The sequence below is a fragment of the Marinobacter confluentis genome, assembly GCF_004785685.1.
GTDB classification, from domain to species: Bacteria; Pseudomonadota; Gammaproteobacteria; order Pseudomonadales; family Oleiphilaceae; genus Marinobacter; species Marinobacter confluentis.
The window spans coordinates 378,552-399,366 of record NZ_SRPF01000002.1 but is presented as its reverse complement, the minus strand read 5'-3'; the positions used below and the strand labels follow the sequence as shown (position 1 = coordinate 399,366).

The following is a 20,815-nucleotide window of genomic DNA, read 5'->3' as shown; positions in this document are numbered from 1 at the left end:
TGGTCTTCCTTACAAAGAGGCCAGTGCCGATGGAACCGGCACGGGAAATTCCAGTAACTGCTGGGCGAATGCCTTGCCCTGGGGGTCAATACGCAGGCTTGCCACGCCGCCGCCGCCCAGGCTGTGCTCCAGCAGGAAATTGAACGCGTGGAAGCCCGGCAGGGCCCAGCGGGTTACCTTGCCCTTTTCCGGGTCCAGGGTGTGGCGCATCCAGTCGGCTACGGCGTGTTCGGTCAGTGCGGCTTCGATATAGGGGGCGTAAGCAGCCCGGCGGGCAATTACGCCTATGTTGCTGTGGTCGCCCTTGTCGCCGCTGCGTGCCCAGGCCAGTTTGATCAGCGGCACCGATACGTCTGTGTCTTCGGTTATCTCGCTGTGGCTTTGAGGCCTGATCTGTTCAGCGCTAAAACCGCCACTGGTGTCGACCTCGACCGACGTTGTGTTCTGGTTCAGATCCACCGATACCGATACGTCGGATTTGGGCACCAGACAGGAATACAGGCGAATCTTGGGCCAGACAGTCGGTCGGCCGCCGACAATGCCGGTGATGCCGGGCGCCATGCCGGTAGCGGCCTGGGCAATTTCCCGTGAAAACAGCACCAGGGCCTCTTTTTTAGGGTGGGCCACGCTGATCTTGACCACCACTTCCCGGCAGCAATCAGCGTGGCCGTGGGGACCGTAGGTCGCTTCGGTGCCCAGAAGCTCGACGTGGGTGTCGGTGTAGTCGGCGTAGCCTTTTTCGGCGAACATTCGCGTGGTCTTTGCGAGGATGGCATCAGCAACCGTCTGGGCTTTCGCTTTCGCGTCCAGTCCCGCCAGCAGAAAAGTCACCGTACATTTGAAGCCGTCCGGCCAGGTGCCGGAGACCTTGTAGCTATCGGTGGGCGGAAGCCCTTTGGCGCCGGTCACAGCGACCTGGTCTTCACCTGTCTCGTCCAGCTTTACCTCAGTGAAATCACACACGACATCAGGCAGCAAATAGGCTCGCGGGTCGCCGATTTCATAAACCAGCTGTTCGGCAATCGTGCCGCGAGACACCTTGCCCCCGGTGCCCGGGGGTTTGGTGACCACGAAGTCGCCGGTCTCACTGACTTCCGCAATCGGGAAGCCCATGTTGTCAAAGCCGTCGGCCACATCTTCCCAATCCGTAAAGTTTCCGCCGGTGGACTGGGCGCCGCATTCCAGCAGGTGGCCTGCCAGGCTGCCCTGGGCGAGTCTGTCGTAGTCCGTCCAGCTCCAGCCAAATTCATGCACCAGAGGCGCAAGCACCAGGGCGCTGTCGGCGACGCGGCCGGTGATCACGATGTCTGCCCCCTGTTCCAGTGCAGTGACCAGCCCCGGCGCGCCCAGGTAGGCGTTGAGACTGACCATCATGGGTGGCATGGCTTGGCCAGTGGTCATTTCGGTGGTGCCGGCTTCCGCCATTTGCTTTTTCTGGGGCAGCAGGTCATCCCCCAGCACCAGCGCAATTTTCAGATCTACGCCTGCGTTTTTGCACAGCGTCTGCAGAGCTTGGCGGCAGGCAACGGGGTTCACGCCGCCGGCATTCGCCAGCACCCGTATACCTTTGGCTTTGATGTCGCCCAGAAGCGGCGCCATCACGGTCTCAACGAAATCCCGGGCATAGCCCTGGGTGGGGTCCTTCATCTTCTGCCCGGCCATGATCGACATGGTGATTTCCGCCAGGTAGTCGGCCACCAGGTAGTCAATATTCCCGCTTTTAACCAGCTGCTCTGCGGCGGTTTCGGTATCGCCCCAGAAGGCGGCGGAGCAGCCGATGCGGATGCTACGGGGGGCAATGTCGGTCATTGGGTCACCTTCTATCGACTGGCGGAGTCAGTAAGCGGACTGGTCTTTCCAGAACACGCTGTAAATACGTCCCTGTACGCTCGGCCTCCGCCATCCCTGGCTCCGGACGGTTCTGAAAAGACCAGTCCGCTTACTTTCTGGCTAAGATAGTAGAACGTGAAACTGACAATACCAAGCAAGCGCTTGGTTTGTAAACAGGCCGAATGAAGATAGAATAGGAGTTTCTTAGCTGCTGTATGGAATTCCTTTTGAATCAAGACGCCATTCTCAAATCCCTGGTCGCAGACAATCTTGTATCCGACCCGTCCAGTGCCCGCGGGCGGCTTTTGCACGAAGCGGCCGGCCTGTTCCGTGACAAAGGCTATGAACGCACGACGGTGAGGGATCTGGCGGCAGCTGTCGGCATCCAGTCTGGCAGCCTGTTTCACCATTTCCGCACCAAGGAAGAGATTCTGAAAGCGGTAATGGTGGAAACCATTCGCCTTAATACCGCGCTGATGCAGGCGGCAGTGGACGAAGCAGGCACCGACCGTGACAAGCTGCGGGCGCTGGTGAGGGCGGAGCTTGAATCCATCAACGGCCAGACCGGCGAGGCTATGGCCGTGCTGGTTTTTGAATGGCGCAGCCTGTCTGAGCCCTCTCAGGCAGAGGTACTTGAGCTTCGGGATATTTACGAGGCCATTTGGCTTGATGTGCTCGGCGCGCTCAGCCGTAAAAAAGTGCTTCTGGCAGACCCGTTTGTGATCAGACGGATGCTGACCGGTGCCCTCAGCTGGACAGTTACCTGGTATCGCCCGGACGGTGGGCTGAGCCTGGATGATCTGACAACGCAGGTGATGGCGATGATGGGGCTGGGTAGCAGTACCTGACAAGGCCTGGTCCGAGATGAGGCATTCACGCGTATGGCCTGTTCCGCTCGCAGTAATGCATCGATGGAGACCATACTGACGTATAGCTCCAGGGGTTAGTCGTCAAAACAGTGGGGTCGGTATGGCAGGTTTTTTTCGAACGGCAATGGTTCTAGCTGGCTGCGGCATCTGGATGGCTGGTTGTGGCGGTGGCGGTGGAAATTCTAACAGCGAACCCCCGCCGGACCTCTCGGGCTCTATCGCCATAGAGACCAATACACGTATAGACCTTGATACCGCTGACGAAATCCGCCTTGGCCTGTCAGTCAATAATGACCTGCCCGAAAATGCCCAGGGTTTACCCGCCAATGCCGCCGTTGGCGGTTACCTCAGTTCAGCTGGCGGAGACTATATCGGGCCGGCGAGTAGGTTTCGGTTCTATCGGGATCACATCGACCTGTACACCGCAGAGCTGATTCCGGGTACTCGTATCTCATTGCAGATATTCAGTTCTCCTGCAGACTTTCTTGCCACTGATGCCGAGTTACCCACCCGCCGTGTCCGCATCCTGAAATCCGAAGCCGGAGGCCTGATTGAGGCGACCGAGCCCGTATCGGCAACCTCCAATCTTGACCCTATCAATATCACATTGCCCGACGGTTTCGAGCCCGGGTCCTACATCATCGAATTGAGTACCAGCGCCGGTCGGCCTTTTCGCTACGTTTTGTCGCTGGCAGACCCTACCAGCGTCCGCGGATTCAATGCCCGATACACCGAGCCCGCTTTCGTGATGGACGAAGCGGTGGTTCGTATGGCGCCGCAGGCCGGCGTGCAGGCCCTGGCTGCCCTGGGCGTAAGCTCAAGAAAGCATCTTGGTGACGATGTCTGGTTGATACAACGTGGTCCAACAGGCGTTCGGGCTATGTCCGGGAGTGCTGGTGCCGGTGAGAGAAAAGCTGCGATAGACTGGGTTCGCTCTTTGGGGCAGCAGCCGGGAATAGATCTGGCGGAACCCAATTATGTTTATGCCTCAATGATGGTGGCGCCGGACGACGATGACCTCTATTCCCGCCAATGGGCTCTACCTTTCATTCAGGTTCCCCTTGCCTGGCAGGTGGCAGAAACCAGCGGTGCAGGCGTTGGCATTGCCGTGCTCGATACCGGGTTGTTCAGTGTTACTCCCGTGGCAGGCGGAAACTGGCATCCGGATCTTGCTGAGAACGTTCGATTGTTGCCGGGAATTATGGATTATGTTTCTGGCAGCCTCGATATCGATCAGGAGGACACCGGCTTGCGGGACAGCAATCCCGCTGACCCCGGCGATGGCCGAGCCCAGAGCAGTAACTTCCACGGTACTCATGTTGCTGGTATTGCGGCCGCCGCAGACAACGCCGAAGGTATTGTCGGCGTTGCGCCCAATGCGCTCATCTACCCGGTTCGGGTGTTGGGTCGGGATGGCCTAGGATCCGGTGCGGATCTGATTGCAGCGATAAACTGGGCTGCTGCTCAACCTGAAATCGACGTGCTCAACCTCAGCCTTGGGGGTTTGGGCCCTAGCGAATTACTGAAAAGTGCCATAGACAATGCCTACAAGAATGGTGAGGGCCAACTGATTGTCGCAGCTGCAGGCAACGAAGCATCAGATCAGGCGACGTATCCGGCTGCCTATGCAAATGTGGTTGGGGTTGGCGCGGTTGCCGGTGATGGTGTGCGTGCGGGTTACTCCAATGTGGGGCCGTCTGTCGACGTGATGGCGCCCGGCGGTGATGGTTCAAGAGACGCCAATCAGGATGGTTTTCCGGATGTTATCGTCAGTTCCTGGGGCACCGACGAAGGGGGTGAGTTTTTGCCAAGCTATGCCGCGCTTCAGGGCACTTCCATGGCGGCACCTCACGTTGCCGGTGTCTACGCCTTGATGAAAGGTAAACTGCGGGCCGACGGAAGTGATTACACGCCCGAGCAGTTTCTGGCCAGTCTGAGAGCAGGAGCACTCACACGGCAGGTTGGTCCCGCCTTCGAATACGGCGCAGGCCTCATTGATGCTCTCTTCGCCATGGATGCCGCTCTTGCAGGCGATTTGCCGGTTACTCTTTCGTCTTCACCTTCGGCCCTGCAATTCAATGCTGCGGTCACCAGTGCTGAACTTGTTCTGAACGCTTTCCCTGAGAATGAGCAGGTGACGGTCGAGTCAGCAACCTCATCGGCCAGTTGGCTTCTCGCGACAATTGACCAGCCCCAGCCGCCATCTTCTTCTGCCAGGGTTACAGTGACGGCAGAAACAGGTCAGCTTGATGCGCAAAAGCGTTACGCCACAGAGCTTGATATTAGCTATCTGACGGCCAGTGAAGGTGTGAAAGCACTCACCGTTCCGGTTTCCTTGAAACTTGGGACCTCGCCAGATGAAAAGGAGGCCGGGCGCCACTATGTTCTGGTCATCAGTGCAGAAGGCGAGAACAATGGCGGTGTGGTTAGCCAGGCCGTGGTCACGTCTGCAAATGGCCGCTATACCTTTGCCTTTGACGATATTGAACCGGGCAACTATTTCCTGGTTGCGGGCACCGATACCGACAACAACGGATTTATCTGCGAGAATGGCGAAGCCTGCGCTGAATACCCGGTTAACGGTTTGCCGGAAACCATCAGTCTGGGCAACGACCCGGTCTCGGGTGTAGTGCTTAGTACCAGTTTTAGGCGGCCAGCGATCAGCGCTTTGGGCCTGCCCCGGATCGGCTTCGAGGGTTATCGGGTTGAGCCGGAAAAAACGGGGCCGTCCGCGATCAGAGAGTATGCACCTTGAGAACACTACCAGAATTCATTGGCGCCGCTGTCACGGCCATGCTCGCAGCTCTGGTGCTGACCGCCTGCACCAGAACATACTCTTCTACGGCAGATGGCGCCCCCCTGGCCCGCCAGATCACCGCATCGGATCAGTGTGGGGTTGGTTCTGAAGGCCTGACATACCTGGCCAGCAAAGACGACCTGTCTACGCTTGATCGCTGGCCAATGCAGAACATCACGATGAAGCCCCTCACTGAGCTGGATTTCAGCCGCGAGCACATACTGATTGTGGGCATGGGGCAGAAGCCAACCGGGGGCTTCGGGTTGACCCTCGCCAATTCGCAGATTGTCGATGATACCCTCAGGCTGACCGTATTCCTGCGGCGCCCGCCGGCCGATGCGGTGGTTTCACAGGCGCTTACCACACCCTGTGCCGTTCTCGCGATTACCCCTGACCACTGGCAGATGCTGGAAGTAAACGGCAACGGTCTGGCGCCGTTGCGCCTTGATCCACAATTCAACCGTTGATCTTTCCCCACGAATCCCTAAGCTATGGCTCAGTTTTATCCACTAACCCGTAGAGTCTCGTCCCGCCTATGAGCCAGCAAAAACAGCCACTGAGCCAGCAAAAAGAGTACAACGCTGATGCCATTGAAGTCCTCAGCGGCCTGGACCCGGTTCGCAAGCGCCCGGGCATGTACACCGACACCAGCCGGCCCAATCACCTGGCCCAGGAAGTGATCGACAACAGCGTCGACGAGGCACTGGCCGGTCACGCCCGGCGTATTGACGTGATTCTGCACAGTGATGGCTCGCTGAGCGTGGAAGACGACGGTCGCGGCATGCCGGTGGACATGCACAAGGAGCATGGCGTTCCCGGTGTTGAGTTGATCCTTACCCGCCTTCACGCCGGCGGCAAGTTCTCTCAGGGTAATTACAATTTTTCCGGCGGTTTGCACGGGGTCGGGGTTTCGGTGGTTAACGCCCTGTCGACCCACCTTGAAGTATTGATCAAGCGCGATGGACAGCTTCACCGGATGACTTTTGCCAGCGGCCACAAGGAAACCGACCTTGTGGTTGTGGATACGGTGGGTAAACGGAACACCGGCACCCGGCTGAAATTCACGCCAGACGCCAGCTATTTTGACAGCCCGAAATTTTCTATAAGCCGCTTGCGCCACAACCTCCGCGCCAAGGCGGTACTCTGCCCGGGCCTGCATGTGACCTTCGTGCAGGAGCAGACCGGCGAGAAAGACGAATGGTTCTATGAGGATGGTTTAAGGGACTATCTGCGCAGTGAACTGGCGGATATTGAAGCGGTGCCGCTGGAGCCGTTTGTTGGCAGTTTTGCCGGTAATTCCGAAGCGGTGGACTGGGCCATCCAGTGGCTGCCTGAGGGTGGCGAAACCGTGATGGAAAGCTACGTCAACCTGATTCCGACAGCCCAGGGTGGCACCCACGTAAACGGGCTGCGCACCGGTCTGCTGGAAGCCATGCGCGAGTTCTGCGAGTTCCGCAGTCTGCTGCCCCGTGGTGTGAAACTGTCGCCGGAAGATATCTGGGAACGCTGCGCTTACGTGCTTTCGTTCAAGATGCAGGAACCCCAGTTCAGCGGCCAGACCAAGGAGCGCCTGTCTTCCCGGGAAGCCGCCGGCTTTATCTCCGGAGTGGTAAAAGATGCCTTCAGCCTGTGGTTGAACCAGCACACCGACATTGCTGAAGTACTGGCAGAACTGTTCATCAGCAACGCCCAGCGCCGGCTGCGAGCCAGCAAGAAAGTGGCGCGTAAAAAGGTGACCTCGGGGCCAGCGCTGCCCGGCAAGCTGGCGGACTGTTCCGGTAATGACACTGCCCGGTCCGAGCTGTTCCTGGTTGAGGGTGATTCCGCCGGCGGTTCTGCCAAACAGGCACGTGATCGGGAATTCCAGGCGGTGATGCCACTGCGGGGCAAGATCCTCAATACCTGGGAGGTGGATTCCGGCGAGATTCTGGCATCCCAGGAAGTGCATGACATCGCCGTTGCCATTGGCGTTGACCCGGGTTCCGATCAGCTTGACGGGCTGCGCTACAACAAGGTCTGTATCCTGGCCGACGCAGACTCGGACGGCCTGCACATTGCCACGCTTTTGTGTGCACTGTTTGTGAAGCATTTCCGTCCGGTGGTCGCTGCAGGCCACGTGTTTGTTGCCATGCCGCCACTGTACCGGGTGGATCTGGGCAAGGAGACCTTCTATGCCCTGGATGAGCATGAAAAGCAGGGTATTCTGGATCGGCTGACGGCGGAAAACCGGAAAGGCAAGATTTCCGTTACCCGTTTCAAGGGGCTGGGTGAAATGAACCCGCTGCAGCTGCGTGAGACCACCATGGCACCGGATACCCGCCGGCTGGTGATGCTCACCATTGAAGATGGGGACGACACCGATGCGCGCATGGATATGTTGCTGGGTAAGAAGCGCGCCTCTGACCGCCGTACCTGGCTTGAAACCTACGGCAACATGGCGGATATCGAGGTCTGACCGCGGGGCCAGACCTTTATTACTAAACGTGCTTTGACCAGCACCCTTTATTCTTTCTAAGTTTGATCTAAAGTCGCTATCCTGCCGGTCTTTGTTCAAAGGATACGGGAATGGATTGGCAGGGCTGGTTTGTATTGAGCCTGGCCGTGATCGCGCTGGTACTGATGAGCGTGGGGCGGTACGGGCCGCACCTGGTGATGTTGTCGGTGCTGATCGTGCTCAGCGCTACAGGTGTTATCAGTGCAGACGAAGCGCTGTCCGGTTTCAGTAACAGCGGCCTGATTACCGTTGTCGCCATGTTTGTGGTGGCCGCCGGCATTCACCACTCCGGCGGCGTGGATCTGGTTGTTAACTACCTGCTTCGGTCGCCCCGGAGTGTACGGTCTGCCCAGGCGCGGATCATGCTGCCGGTTGCCCTGCTGAGCGGCTTTCTGAACAACACCCCGGTGGTTGCCACCATGATTCCGGCGATACACGCCTGGTCCCGGAAAATCGGCATTTCTCCCTCCAAACTCATGATTCCGCTGAGCTATTCCGCCATTCTTGGCGGTACGCTGACACTGATTGGCACCAGCACCAACCTTGTGGTCAACGGCCAGTACCAGCAGCTGACCGGTGATGACGGCTTTTCCATCTTCTCCATTACCGCCGTGGGCCTGCCCGTTGCCGTGGTTGGTATCGGGGTTATGCTGCTGTTTCTGCCGCGTTTTCTGCCTGACCGCAAGGACCAGCAGAAATTCGGCTCGATGCGGGAATTCACGCTGGAAGTGGCGGTGGCCTTTGATGGTCCGCTGGTGGGTAAGACAGTGGGCGAAGCCGGTTTGCGGGAACTTGACCGGCTCTACCTGGTAGAGATCGAACGGGACGGCAGCGTGGTCACCGCGGTACCGTCCGAGGAGCGCTTGCGGGGTGGCGACCGCCTGGTATTTGCCGGGGACACCCAGGCCATATCCGACCTGCTGCGCATCCATGGCATTGTGCCTTCGGTGCACGATGATGAGCCTAGCCTGAGCAAGGACCGCGCAGAGCGTCGTCTTGTGGAAGCCGCACTGTCGCCCCAGTCCGAGGTTCTGGGCATGACCATTCGCGATGCCCGTTTTCGTGACCGTTACGGTGCGGTTGTGCTAGCGGTTGCACGGGGAGGTGAACGGGTATCAGGCAACCTGGGCAACATTCGCCTGAAGCCCGGCGATGTTCTGCTGCTGGAGGCGCGCCCGGCGTTCGTCAGTCGTCAGCGATACGCCAAGGACTTCCTGCTGATCAATGATCTTGAAACTGATACCCCACGCCATGACCGGGCCTACCTGTCATGGGTCATTCTGCTGGTGCTGGTGGGTTTTGCTGCCAGTGGCAGCCTGAGCATGCTGAATGCGGCGCTGCTGGGCGCAGCGCTGATGGTGCTGACCGGGTGCTGCTCCGTGGGCCAGGCCCAGAAAGCGGTGGACGTACCGGTGATGCTGACCATTGCCGCTTCCTTTTCGCTGGGCGCCGCCCTGGAGGCCACGGGCGCGGCGGGATTTGTCGCCCGGGGGATTCTTTCGGTCAGCAGTGGCAACCCCTTGTTAACGCTTCTGCTGGTCTACATTGCGGTGTCAGTGTTGACTGAGGTGATTACCAACAACGCGGCAGCGGTGCTGGTTTTGCCTGTGGTTCTGTCCATGACCGGTTCCCTGGGCATTGCTCCGGAACCCTATGTGATTGCCGTGATGATGGCCGCCTCAGCCAGTTTTGCCACGCCGCTTGGCTACCAGACCAACATGATGGTGTTCGGACCGGGGGGCTACAGGTTCATGGACTTTGTTAAAGTGGGGCTGCCGATGAATGTGTTTATCGGCCTGCTGACAGTGGGGGTTATCTCGCTGGTTTACGGTATCAGAGTCTACTGAGTTCGCCGTCCAGAGCGTTGGCCAGAATGTCGCAACAGAGCACATTCAGCCGGCCATTTTCGCGGTAGCCCAGTGACAGGGTCACGCACATGTAGGCGCCGGTAATGCAGAGGTAGGGCGCCGTCACCTGCAGCGAGCCGGGCCTGGCGATGGCCTGACGCAGATATTGCTGGCGGTACCAGTCAGCGCTGCTGGTGCTCTCCAGAGGGCGGAACCGGGGGTCCAGGTTTCTTGATGTGGTGTCTGATACCAGCGTATCGCGAATCTGAACGCCATTTTCGTCCACAAGGTAGCACCGGGACACCGTGGGGTGGTTCAGCAAGGTCCGGCAGGCTTCCGTCATTGCACTTCCCTGGCACAGCGACTCAACGGCCCTGTGAAAATCCTGCTCGAAGAATGACGTCAGTTGATCGGTAGGTTCCAGGGTTACCCGGTTGCGGCTTTTGTAATCACTGAGGAGCTGGTCCAGATTGGCAAAATCCCGGTGCTGCATCTGATCCAGCAGGATGCTGGGCTTCTGGAAATAAAAGCCCTGGACAAAGTCGACGCCGGCGTCAATGGCAATCATTGCCTGATCGTGAGTTTCCACGCCTTCCAGAAGGACCAGGCAGCCGGACTGATGAAGCAGGCCGACAATGCCGTTCAGAATCTGTCGTGCCTTGTGGTCATCTGTGGCACGGGTCAGAAGCGTACGGTCCAGTTTGACAATGTCGGGTGACAGATTCCAGATCCGCTCAAAGTTGGAATGACCCGCGCCGAAATCATCAATAGCGGTCAGGCAACCCAGTTTCTGATAATAGGATACGGTCTCGCGCAGCTTGTCGGCATCGTCGGTTGGCTGCTCAACAATTTCCATCACGATGCGATGGGGAGGCAGCCCGGTTTTTTTGAGCAGCTCGCCGAAAAACGAGTCGGCCTGGCTGCCGGAAGAAACTACCCGCGGTGATACATTCAGGAACAGCCAGTTCAGCTGATCATGGAAACTGGAGTAGTTGCTGATATGTAAATAGCGGCAGAGGCGGTCCAGCAGTAGATTGTCGGCATCGGTTGCCGCCAGTTCGAACAGGTGCAGCGGCAGAACGGCTGAGTTGTCATTATCAAAGGCGCGGATCAGTGCTTCGTAACCGACAACGCGTTTGTGGGAGAGGCTGAAAATGGGCTGCAGTGCAGTTCTGAGTGTCAGACCCTGGTAGTCGGCGGTCCAGGTGCTTCCCTCTCGGGTCAACATGGGGGATAACAGATCAACGTCCGGAACGGCCGGTGCTTCTGAGAACGGTCGTGGCATGGGCTTTTCTGTGTCTGATTAACGAATTCACCGGAAGCCGGGTTTCTGCCCCGCTGCCGGTCTGTTGATCATCCCGCCCGTAAAACTGGTGCTAAAGCAGTCGCTTACTGACCAAAGCGGACATTTGAACAGAAGATTGCCAAAAACCGCCCTGTATTGCCAGTTTTTCATGTAAAAACACGAAACCTAGCGTAACTGTATACACTTGAAAGTTCTGAAAAAATCTAGTTGTTACTTGGAACAACGACTGACTCGTCGAATTCGATTTCCATTTTTATCTCTCTTGTTTGATTGATGTGGAACCTGCCAGGCTGCGTGGGGTTCCAGCGATAACCATAGTTTATAACAGTCATCTTTGGCCTCAATCCGTAAAACCCCTATCAGACCAAAGACATAAGGAATAGTACCTACAGTTTTGGTCAGTATTTCTGATCATGGCGTACAAAACATTATGTTTGGTTTGTGCACGTCCTGTTTCTAGACTGCAGAGGTAGACAGAAGGGAGTCAGCAGATGCCGCAGTTACGGAATACCGTCAGGGAATATGGGCTGGTAGCCATCGTGCTTCATTGGCTGGTTGCAGTCGTTATTTTTGGACTGTTTGCCCTTGGATTCTGGATGGTGGACCTGGACTACTATCATGAATGGTACAAACAGGCTCCGGACATCCATCGAAGCGTTGGTATCCTTTTGCTGGGCGCGATGCTGTTCAGGTTGTTGTGGCGTCTGACCAACCTTCGGCCCGGACCGTTGCCAGGCCACAGCCGTCTCGAAGCGCTGGCTGCCCACGGGGCGCACCTTCTGCTTTATCTGCTGATTTTCACGGCGATGATTAGTGGTTACCTGATCAGTACTGCCGACGGGTCTTCGATCAGTGTCTTTGGCTGGTTTGACGTGCCGTCACTGACCGGTCGTATTAAAGGCATGGAGGACATTGCTGGTGTTGTTCATTACTGGGTGACCTGGGTGATCGTAGGCCTGGCGTCGCTCCACGGAGTGGCAGCGCTCAAGCATCATTTCGTTGATCGGGACGACACTCTCCGGCGCATGCTGGGCAGGTCCGGAAATCATTGACAGGCATTGCAAGGCACACATCTCAAGGCGCCAAGCCTTGATTACATCCGATAGGAGTGGATTATGAAAAAACTGATTCTTGCTTCCGCGGTTTCCCTGGCTGTTGCCGGTGGTTCCGTTCAGGCCGATGAACACAGTGGCACTTACGCCTTTGACAAGAAGGGTGCGCACCAGTTCATCACGTTCAAGATCTCCCACCTGGGTTACAGCTGGCTCTACGGCCGGTTCAACGATTTCGATGGCGAGTTTGTCTATGACGCCGAGAATCCGGAAAACAGCTCGGTATCCGTCACCATTGATACCGGCAGCGTGGACTCCAACCACGCCGAGCGTGACAAGCACCTGCGCTCAGACGACTTCCTGAACGTCGGCGAATTCCCCGAGGCCACCTTTACCAGCAAGCGCATCGAGGTGGATGACGACGGTGAGGCCGATATCATTGGTGACTTCACGCTCAACGGCGTGACCAAAGAGCTGACGCTGGACGCGGAAATGCTGGGACACGGTAAAGACCCCTGGGGTGGCTATCGCATGGGTTTTGAAGCCGAAACCGAGTTTAATCTGGACGACTTCAATATTTCCTATGAAAAGCTGGGTGAAGCCTCCAGAGAAGTAGAAATCATCATTTCTGTCGAAGGCATTCGTCAGTAACGGTGAGGCCAGAGCCGCTACCCGACCGAGAGGGTAGCGGCGGTTGTTCACACCCTGAATCGGCCCGTCTGCTGACGAAGCTCGTCGGCGTAACTGTCCAGGTTTGCACTGATCTCGCTGATGCTGCCGGAACGCCGGGAGCTTTCAGACGCCAGCTCGTTGATATTCACGATGTTGCGGTTGATTTCCTCGACCACCTGGGTCTGTTCTTCAGTCGCAGAGGCAACACTGGTATTCACATCCATGATGTCGTTCATGGACTCCAGAATTACTTTCAGCTCTTTTTCCGCTTCTGACGCCATGCTTCGGGTCTCGCTCGCCTGTTCGCTGCCGGTTTCCATCACGCTCACGATATCTGAAACGCCGGTCTGCAAGGTGGTGATCATGCGCTGGATATCTTCCGTGGATTGCTGGGTTCGCTGGGCCAGGGTGCGGACTTCATCCGCCACGACCGCAAAGCCGCGCCCCTGTTCACCGGCCCTTGCTGCTTCGATAGCCGCGTTGAGTGCAAGCAGATTGGTCTGTTCGGCAACGCCACGGATTACATCCAGCACTGAGGTGATGTTCTCGGAATCCTGGGACAGTTTCCGTATGACCTCGACAGCTTTTACGATCTGCTCTGCCAGTGACTGCACCTGAGCTGATGAATTGTGAATAATTTCCCCACCGTTCCTGCTGGTTTCCTGGGCGTGTCGTGTGACATCCGCCGCCCGGGAGGCATTACCGGCTACTTCTTCAATGGCGCTTTGCATCTGGTTCATGGCGGTGGCCACCATGGAGATCAGGTCGCTCTGGCGCGTAACTCCGTCATTGTTGTCTCGCGCGGCGGTGGACAGTGATCTGGCTTCTTTCCCCAGGTTGTCGCTGAGTGCCTGAATAGTGCCGATCATTCCCTGCAGGTTGGCCAGGACCTGATTGAAGCTGGTCGCCAGCTGGCCCAGATCATCCTTGGACTCAACCGGTACGCGCTGGGTCAGGTCGCCCTCGCCCTGGGCGATGTTGTCCAGCTGGTCCCTCAGGGATTTGATCGATCCCACGATCATGCGCAGGAAAATAACGAACAGCGCGACACACACCAGCACCGTGGTGATGCCGGCAGTCATGATGACCAGTGAGCGGCTGACTGCCTCCGCCGACGCATGGGCAGCCGATTTCTGGGCCTGCTCATCGGCATGAGACCCGACAACATCAAAGTAGGCCCGAAGTTCGTTAAAGGCGGACTGGCTTTCGCCCTTGAGCGTCGATTCTGCGGCCTGCCTGATACCCGACTCGGCAAGGTCCATGGATTTTTCCGCCGAGGTCATCCAGCTCTCATAGGCGGTATCAACGCCTACAACTTTTTCTTCGACGCCTGTTCCCCTGAGACGGTTAACCGCCGAGTTCAGACGCTCCTGGGCCTGACTGGCGTTTTCAAGGAAGTCTTCCTTGAAGTTGGCGGTATCCCGCCCCAGGCTTGCCGCGTCAACGAAGGACATCTGGGCCACCAGGGCCTGGTAAAGATCCCGGTCGGCGTTCAGTACCTCGCTGATGGCTGGCAGTGAGTTACCGGCAATATCGTCAGTGTCGGCTACCAGGTCCCGGAAAGTCAGTGCGCTCAGAATGCCCATCAGAAGCAGGGCAACGGCGGTAATCGCAAAAGGAAGGCAAATCTTGGAGCGAATCCCCAATATTCGATTAAGGTTCATTGAGCAGCCCCCTGCTGGTCAGCCGGTCGATCCCGGTCTGTTGAGAATAGCAGGGGATGGGTTTATGTCACGTATGTAATCTATTGCTTTTTGTATATTTACTGATCAGGTGGTTCGTTCATTCTCGTATTGGTCTGGGTTGTCGTCGCGGCATAGATGACGCTGGCGCCAGAACTGGGCAAAGAAAATGACCAGACCGATGACGGCGACCGCCCATACGTAGGCTTCCGCAATCTGGAACGAGCCACTGATGGCAAATTCCAGTAGTAGCATCAACGCCAGCGCTAGCAGGGCGTTGATGATTGCAGTGACCAGAGCTTGTCCGCAGGCTTTGAGGTTCTGTTTCATAGATCTCCACGGATGCGCGCCAGAAAGGATTATCCATCTGTAAACGTTTGTAATGGAGAATACGGTGCCGGCGGCAGCTGCTCCATGCGGGAATTCCGCTATTGGAATCGGCACAGGGTGTTGGTGTATCCGCGCCAGGCTCCATATAATGAGGCGCGTTTAAAGATACCCAAAGGTTATTTCTGACAGGCAAAAGGGGCATCCATGCCAGAATTCCAGACGACGGACGAAGGCTTTGAGAGAGTTTCGCTGAGGGACTACACCGAAAAAGCGTACCTTGATTATTCGATGTACGTCATTCTCGACAGGGCATTGCCCAACATCGGTGATGGCCTGAAGCCCGTTCAGCGCCGCATTGTTTACGCCATGTCCGAGCTGGGCCTGAAATCGACGTCGAAGTACAAGAAGTCTGCCCGTACCGTGGGTGACGTGCTGGGTAAATTCCACCCGCACGGTGACAGCGCCTGTTATGAAGCCATGGTGTTGATGGCGCAACCGTTTTCCTATCGCTATCCGCTGGTGGATGGCCAGGGTAACTGGGGCGCGCCGGATGACCCCAAATCCTTTGCTGCCATGCGTTACACCGAATCCCGGCTGGCGCGTTTTTCCGACGTGCTGCTACGCGAGCTGGGCCAGGGCACGGTTGATTGGGTGCCGAACTTCGATGGCACCATGAACGAGCCTTCGGTACTGCCAGCGCGGCTGCCCCATGTTCTGCTGAACGGTACCACCGGAATCGCCGTTGGCATGGCAACGGATATTCCGCCCCACAATGTTCGCGAAGTCGCTGCCGCCTGCATTCGCTTGCTGGACCAGCCGGATGCGACGGTGGAAGACCTGTGCGAACACGTGAAAGGCCCGGATTTCCCGACGGAAGCGGAAGTCATCACACCGCGTAAGGATATTCGCCAGCTTTACGAAACCGGCCGCGGTTCCCTGCGTATGCGGGCCCGCTGGATCAATGAAAGCGGTGAGATCGTGGTGACCGACCTGCCGCATCAGACTTCCGGTAACCGCATTCTTGAGCAGATCGCCCAGCAGATGCAGGCTAAGAAGCTGCCCATGGTGGCGGACCTGCGGGACGAGTCGGATCATGAAAACCCGACGCGCCTGGTCATTGTTCCGCGCTCAAACCGGGTGGATCACGAAAGCCTGATGGCGCACTTGTTCGCCAGTACCGATCTGGAGAAAACCTACCGGGTAAACATCAACGTCATCGGCAATGATGGCCGTCCGGCCGTGAAAGGCCTGAGGACGATTCTGACCGAGTGGCTGGCATTCCGCCGTACCACCGTGACCCGCCGGCTTCAGCACCGGCTGGACAAGGTGCTGGCACGCCTGCATATCCTTGAGGGTCTGCTGGTTGCCTACCTGAACATTGACGAAGTCATTGCCATTATCCGCTATGAGGACAAGCCCAAAGAGCAGCTGATCGCCAAGTTCGGGCTGAGTGAAGACCAGGCGGAAGCAATTCTTGAGCTGAAACTGCGCCACCTGGCCAAGCTTGAGGAAATGAAAATCCGCGGCGAGCAGGACGAGCTGGCGGCGGAGCGTGATGAATTGCAGTCGATTCTCGGTTCCGAAGACCGTTTGCGGGAGCTGATCAAGTCGGAACTGATCGAGGATGCGGAAACCTACGGCGATGATCGTCGCTCGCCCATTGTTGAGCGCGGTGAGGCCAAGGCCTTCAGCGAGACCGACCTGGTGTCCAATGACCCGGTCACCGTTGTGCTTTCGGAAAAGGGCTGGGTCAGGGCAGGCAAGGGCCACGATATCCAGCCAGACGCTCTCAGTTACAAGGCCGGTGACAAATTTTCAATGGCCGCAAAAGGCCGCAACAGCCAGCAGGCCGTTTTCCTGGACTCCACCGGTCGGGCCTATTCCCTGGTGGCGCACTCGTTGCCCTCAGCAAGGGGCCAGGGCGAGCCGTTGAGTGGACGGATTAACCCGCCCTCCGGCGCGACCTTCTCCGGATTGTTGATGGGTGAACCGGCGCAGAAAGTGCTGCTGATCACCGATGGCGGTTACGGTTTTGTGACGTCTCTGGGGGATATGATCAGCAAGAACAAGAACGGCAAAGCCGTTGTCTCCGTGCCCAAGGGCGCGCGTATCATGCCACCGGTGATGGTACCGAAAGCCTCTGAAACTCTCTATCTTGGTGCCATTTCCAACGAAGGCCGTATGCTGGTGTTCCCGCTGAGCGAGCTGCCGGAGCTGTCAAAAGGCAAGGGCAACAAGATCATCAGCATACCTTCGGCTCGGGCCCAGAACCGTGAGGAATACGTGGTCGCAGCCGCCGTGTTTGCCAAGGACGACCAGATTGAAATCTGGGCCGGCAAGCGCAAGATGGGGCTTCAGTTCAGTGACCTGGAGCATTATCTGGGCGAGCGCGGACGCCGCGGACATAAGTTGCCCCGTGGCCTGCAGCGTGTGGATGGCATTGAAGTCATACCGTCTGCAAACAACGCTGCGGCACTTGCACAGGCCGCCGAAGAACCATCCGAAGGCCAGCCGTCAGCAGGGGAGCCATCCGACCGTGAGTGAACTGGTACTGATTAACGTATCCGGCCGGGACAAACCGGGCCTGACGTCGGAGATAACCGGCATCATGGGCCAGTACGACGTGCGGATTCTGGATATCGGCCAGGCGGTGATACACGATCACCTGACCTGGGGCATCCTGATCGAGATCCCGGACGAGTCCAAGTCCTCGCCGGTGATTCGTGACCTGCTGTTCCGGCTTCACTCCCTGGACCTCCAGGTGCGTTTCGCGCCCATTACCATGGCGGAGTACCAGCAGTGGGCGGAGGGCCGCAACCGTGCCTGCTATATCGTGACCCTGCTGTCTCGCGACATCAAGGCGGAACAGATTGCCCGGGTGTCTGCTATTACCGCCCGCCACGGCCTGAATATTGACAACATTACCCGGCTGTCGGCCAGGCCATCGCTGAACCAGGCCGATAATCGCCTGGCCTGCGTGGAATTTTCGGTGCGTGGAACTCCGTCGGACCTGGAGCAGCTTCGGGCCGATTTCCTGCACATTGCCGGGGAAATGAACGTCGACATTGCTTTCCAGGAGGACTCCATCTTCCGCCGCAACCGGCGCCTGGTCGTGTTCGACATGGACTCCACGCTGATTGATGCCGAAGTGATTGATGAGCTGGCAAGGGAAGCCGGCGTCGGTGAGCAGGTGGCAGAAATCACCGAGCGGGCCATGCAGGGCGAGCTGGATTTCAGTCAGAGCTTTGCCGAACGCCTGGGTTTGCTGAAGGGGCTGGATGAATCGGTGCTTGAAGGTATCGCCGCGCGGCTGAACCTGACCGAGGGTGCGGAGCACCTGATTCTCAGCCTGAAATCACTGGGCTACCGAACGGCCATTCTGTCTGGCGGCTTCACTTACTTTGCGCGGCACCTGCAGCGCAAACTCGGTATTGACTACGTTTACGCCAACGAGCTGGAAATCGAGAACGGCAAGGTGACCGGCCGGGTCGCTGGTCAGATTGTCGATGGCAACCGCAAAGCCGAGCTGTTGCTGGAGATTGCCAAGCGGGAGCGCATTTCCCGGGAGCAGGTCATTGCCGTCGGGGATGGCGCCAATGACCTGCCGATGCTAAGCCAGGCCGGGCTGGGCGTGGCGTTCCGCGCAAAGCCCCTGGTGAAGGAGTCCGCCCGCCATTCCATATCCACCCTCGGGCTGGACGCGATCCTGTACCTGATCGGGTTCCGGGAAAGCGACAGTCGTCAGTGATCGCCGAAGTCGTAGTTCATCTCCGGCACAGGCGCCTGCAGATAGTAGCCCTGAATGTAGTTGACGCCGGCCTGCCATAACGTCGCCAGCACGCCGGCGTTTTCCACCAGCGGTACGATGGTCAGCTTGCCCGCGCTCTGCAGGCTCTTGACCATCTCGTTCACCTCGTCCCGAGCTTCGCCGTTTTTCTGGATTTCCTCGGTAAAGGATCCATCAATTTTCACGTAGTCAACGTCGATATGCTTCAGCGTATTGAACGGATTGAGTGCACAGCCAAACTGTGAAATCGACACTTTGCTGTGCAACTGGTGCACCGCCTTGGCAAACTCTTTTGCCTGCTTCATGAAGTTGTTGGCGTCCCCTTCACGAATCTGGAAGATCAGCGAATCCCCCGGCAGGCGCGCGGCTTTCAGGGCGACACTGAGCCAGGGGGTGAAGGTCTTGTCGTCAAGGGTCTCGGCCGTGATGTTCAGGAACAGGCGGGTGTCGTGGCCCCGGGACCGGTGGCTGGCCAACTGTTTGATGGTCTGCAGAATCACCCAGCGATCGATCTTGATGGCCATATCAGACGGCCCGACCGGCGGCAGGAAGTCGTAAGGGGAGACTTCTTCATCGTCTTTGTTGAGCATGCGGACAAAGGCTTCGTAATGTTCCTCGCCCTCGCCGCGCAGATTGATGATCGGCTGGAACAGCAGGCGGAAGCGGTTATCGTCCAGGGCCTTCTGAATGGCGTCAGCCGAATTACTTTCGTCCAGGGACTCGTAATCCGCCGGGTTGTAAACCAGAACGCCGTTGCCGAGTTCATGGCCTTCTTTTTTCTTGAGCTCGGACGACGCCGTGTGGGCCCGGCCCATCAGGTCCGGCGCCTTGGGAGCGTTTTCGGTGATTGCGGCAACACCAATACTTACGGTGATCTGGACGGTGCGACCATTAATGTCGAACAGATGGTCTTCGACTTTCCTGCGGATGTTTTCGCACACCTCTGCCATGGCTTTCTCTTCGCAAGGATGGCTCAGCAGGCAAAAGGCATCATCGCTGAGCCGCGCAAGGGTGTAGCCTTCCGGCGTCTGGTCGCTCAAAACCTTGGCCAGATCGCCCAGCATCAGGTCGGAACCGGCGATGCCAACCTGGCTTTTCATGGACATGAAACTGTCGATGGAAATGTAGGCCAGGGCGCCACTCTGGTTGTCCTTACCGGCGTTGGCGATGGTCTTTCCGAGCAGGTCCATCAGGTGCTGGCGATTGTACAGGCCGGTCAGAAGGTCCTGGCTGCTTATCTGTCGCAGCTTTTCTTCCAGCTCCGCATCGTTCTGTTCCGGTTGCAGCACAATCTGGGTGCACAGCTCACCATCGTAAGTGGCGGCCGACACGGTCATGTTCACGTTCAGTTCCTGGTCGTCGCTGCGGCGAGCAACACAGGTGAGGGTCTTGCTTTCGTCGTCTTTGCCGGTGAAGGCTTTCATGAACTCTTTGTATTTGTTCGCGCTCTCGCCGGTCAGTGTGTCCAGCACCGGAATGCAGATCAGGTCGTCGATGTCGTCATAGCCCAGGAATTCCATATAGGACTGGTTGGCGTAGATATGCATGCCATCGTTGATATAGGCAATGGCGTCCTTGGAGCTTTCCAGCAGCAACTGACACCGCTGCTCGGATTCCCGCAGGTGGGATTCCAGGGTCCGGCGGCGACGGCGGTCCTCAAGGGCGGACAGCTCGCGATTCACCACCAGAACCAGTTGGTCTGTGTTGTCAAAGGGAACCGTGTCCTGGCCACCGGCTTTCATAATGGCGACCGCCCGTTCGTGGCTGAATTCCCTGGTTAGAAGGATAAAGGGAATGTCTTTGTCCATGCGCCGGATCATTGCCAGAGCGCCATCCGGACCGAATTCCTGTTCCACATCATCACGGGCGAGCAGCAGGTCCCACTGGCCTGTTTTCAGGGTTTCCTCAAGGTCTTCTTCGGAGGTGATCCGGTGTGCCCGTGTGGCTTTGCCGGAGTTTCTGAGCAGGCTGACCATGGACTCCGCGTCATTCTGCGAAGGGTCGAGAATCAGCAGGTGAACAGTGGTGTTTTTTTTCTGCATTCGTCAGGGATCTCGCAGTACGCAATGGCTTGTAGCTAACGCTGAATGATGCAGGGGTTACCTGTTAATAACAACCCTTGAAACGGGCTCTGACGGTTCGCTTCCCT

14 protein-coding genes are annotated in these 20,815 nt (G+C 57.6%); 9 read left to right on the top strand and 5 right to left on the bottom strand.

Features of this window, described 5'->3' with window-relative positions:
- Positions 1 to 9: 9 nt before the first annotated feature.
- Entirely contained in the window at positions 10 to 1,809 is a 1,800-nt protein-coding gene (locus E5Q11_RS07280) for an acyclic terpene utilization AtuA family protein (protein WP_135802749.1), read from the bottom strand.
- A 248-nt stretch (positions 1,810 to 2,057) separates the two neighbouring features.
- On the opposite strand from E5Q11_RS07280, the gene E5Q11_RS07275 reads away from it, so the two are divergent.
- The 5 genes from E5Q11_RS07275 to E5Q11_RS07255 all read left to right on the top strand — a co-directional run bounded on the left by E5Q11_RS07275 (position 2,058) and on the right by E5Q11_RS07255 (position 9,837).
- On the top strand, positions 2,058 to 2,678 hold the full coding sequence (locus tag E5Q11_RS07275; protein ID WP_404802745.1) for a TetR/AcrR family transcriptional regulator: 621 nt from the start codon (positions 2,058 to 2,060) through the stop codon (positions 2,676 to 2,678).
- A 121-nt stretch (positions 2,679 to 2,799) separates the two neighbouring features.
- Positions 2,800 to 5,454: a S8 family serine peptidase gene (locus tag E5Q11_RS07270; RefSeq protein WP_135802747.1), complete on the top strand. Its 2,655-nt coding sequence runs from the start codon at positions 2,800 to 2,802 to the stop codon at positions 5,452 to 5,454.
- Positions 5,451 to 5,963, top strand: coding sequence for a protease complex subunit PrcB family protein (locus E5Q11_RS07265; RefSeq protein WP_135802746.1), 513 nt, complete (start codon positions 5,451 to 5,453; stop codon positions 5,961 to 5,963). The genes E5Q11_RS07270 and E5Q11_RS07265 overlap by 4 nt, the downstream gene beginning before the upstream one ends.
- 68 nt (positions 5,964 to 6,031) lie before the next feature.
- Positions 6,032 to 7,951 (top strand): DNA topoisomerase IV subunit B, encoded by a 1,920-nt coding sequence (parE, locus tag E5Q11_RS07260; protein ID WP_135802745.1) that lies wholly within the window; start codon positions 6,032 to 6,034, stop codon positions 7,949 to 7,951.
- 110 nt (positions 7,952 to 8,061) lie between these two features.
- A complete protein-coding gene (locus E5Q11_RS07255) occupies positions 8,062 to 9,837 on the top strand; it encodes an SLC13 family permease (RefSeq protein ID WP_135802744.1) in 1,776 nt (591 codons plus the stop codon).
- On the opposite strand, the gene E5Q11_RS07250 is transcribed toward E5Q11_RS07255, so the two are convergent.
- Positions 9,824 to 11,122 (bottom strand): EAL domain-containing protein, encoded by a 1,299-nt coding sequence (locus E5Q11_RS07250; RefSeq protein ID WP_135802743.1) that lies wholly within the window; start codon positions 11,120 to 11,122, stop codon positions 9,824 to 9,826. The two genes, E5Q11_RS07255 and E5Q11_RS07250, sit on opposite strands and share 14 nt — an antisense overlap.
- A 512-nt stretch (positions 11,123 to 11,634) precedes the next feature.
- On the opposite strand from E5Q11_RS07250, the gene E5Q11_RS07245 reads away from it, so the two are divergent.
- On the top strand, positions 11,635 to 12,195 hold the full coding sequence (locus tag E5Q11_RS07245; protein WP_135802742.1) for a cytochrome b: 561 nt from the start codon (positions 11,635 to 11,637) through the stop codon (positions 12,193 to 12,195).
- Between the two features lie 63 nt (positions 12,196 to 12,258).
- A complete protein-coding gene (locus E5Q11_RS07240) occupies positions 12,259 to 12,846 on the top strand; it encodes a YceI family protein (protein ID WP_135802741.1) in 588 nt (195 codons plus the stop codon).
- A gap of 47 nt (positions 12,847 to 12,893) precedes the next feature.
- Here E5Q11_RS07240 and E5Q11_RS07235 read toward each other — a convergent pair whose 3' ends face one another.
- Complete coding sequence (locus E5Q11_RS07235) at positions 12,894 to 14,531, bottom strand: methyl-accepting chemotaxis protein (RefSeq protein WP_135802740.1); 1,638 nt, start codon at positions 14,529 to 14,531, stop codon at positions 12,894 to 12,896.
- 105 nt (positions 14,532 to 14,636) lie between these two features.
- A complete protein-coding gene (locus E5Q11_RS07230) occupies positions 14,637 to 14,879 on the bottom strand; it encodes a hypothetical protein (protein WP_135802739.1) in 243 nt (80 codons plus the stop codon).
- 204 nt (positions 14,880 to 15,083) lie between these two features.
- Between E5Q11_RS07230 and parC the strand changes: the two genes are divergently transcribed.
- Complete coding sequence (gene parC, locus E5Q11_RS07225; RefSeq protein ID WP_225314867.1) at positions 15,084 to 17,423, top strand: DNA topoisomerase IV subunit A; 2,340 nt, start codon at positions 15,084 to 15,086, stop codon at positions 17,421 to 17,423.
- The gene (gene serB, locus E5Q11_RS07220) at positions 17,416 to 18,627 is read left to right on the top strand and encodes a phosphoserine phosphatase SerB (RefSeq protein ID WP_135802738.1); all 1,212 of its coding nucleotides are present in this window, start codon (positions 17,416 to 17,418) and stop codon (positions 18,625 to 18,627) included. Before parC ends, serB begins: the two co-directional genes overlap by 8 nt.
- On the opposite strand, the gene E5Q11_RS07215 is transcribed toward serB, so the two are convergent.
- Positions 18,621 to 20,708 carry an EAL domain-containing response regulator gene (locus E5Q11_RS07215; RefSeq protein WP_135802737.1) on the bottom strand — a complete coding sequence of 696 codons (2,088 nt, stop codon included), beginning with the start codon at positions 20,706 to 20,708 and terminating at the stop codon, positions 18,621 to 18,623. The genes serB and E5Q11_RS07215 overlap by 7 nt on opposite strands.
- Between the last annotated feature and the right edge of the window lie 107 nt (positions 20,709 to 20,815).

What these genes read in the sequence shown, in the direction of transcription:
- E5Q11_RS07215 (WP_135802737.1), bottom strand. Translation starts at nt 20,708, where the DNA reads ATGCAGAAAAAAAACACCACTGTTCACCTGCTGATTCTCGACCCTTCG.
- E5Q11_RS07270 (WP_135802747.1), top strand. Translation starts at nt 2,800, where the DNA reads ATGGCAGGTTTTTTTCGAACGGCAATGGTTCTAGCTGGCTGCGGCATC.
- E5Q11_RS07255 (WP_135802744.1), top strand. Translation starts at nt 8,062, where the DNA reads ATGGATTGGCAGGGCTGGTTTGTATTGAGCCTGGCCGTGATCGCGCTG.
- E5Q11_RS07250 (WP_135802743.1), bottom strand. Translation starts at nt 11,122, where the DNA reads ATGCCACGACCGTTCTCAGAAGCACCGGCCGTTCCGGACGTTGATCTG.
- parE (WP_135802745.1), top strand. Translation starts at nt 6,032, where the DNA reads ATGAGCCAGCAAAAACAGCCACTGAGCCAGCAAAAAGAGTACAACGCT.
- E5Q11_RS07235 (WP_135802740.1), bottom strand. Translation starts at nt 14,531, where the DNA reads ATGAACCTTAATCGAATATTGGGGATTCGCTCCAAGATTTGCCTTCCT.
- E5Q11_RS07240 (WP_135802741.1), top strand. Translation starts at nt 12,259, where the DNA reads ATGAAAAAACTGATTCTTGCTTCCGCGGTTTCCCTGGCTGTTGCCGGT.
- E5Q11_RS07280 (WP_135802749.1), bottom strand. Translation starts at nt 1,809, where the DNA reads ATGACCGACATTGCCCCCCGTAGCATCCGCATCGGCTGCTCCGCCGCC.
- E5Q11_RS07245 (WP_135802742.1), top strand. Translation starts at nt 11,635, where the DNA reads ATGCCGCAGTTACGGAATACCGTCAGGGAATATGGGCTGGTAGCCATC.
- E5Q11_RS07230 (WP_135802739.1), bottom strand. Translation starts at nt 14,879, where the DNA reads ATGAAACAGAACCTCAAAGCCTGCGGACAAGCTCTGGTCACTGCAATC.
- parC (WP_225314867.1), top strand. Translation starts at nt 15,084, where the DNA reads ATGCCAGAATTCCAGACGACGGACGAAGGCTTTGAGAGAGTTTCGCTG.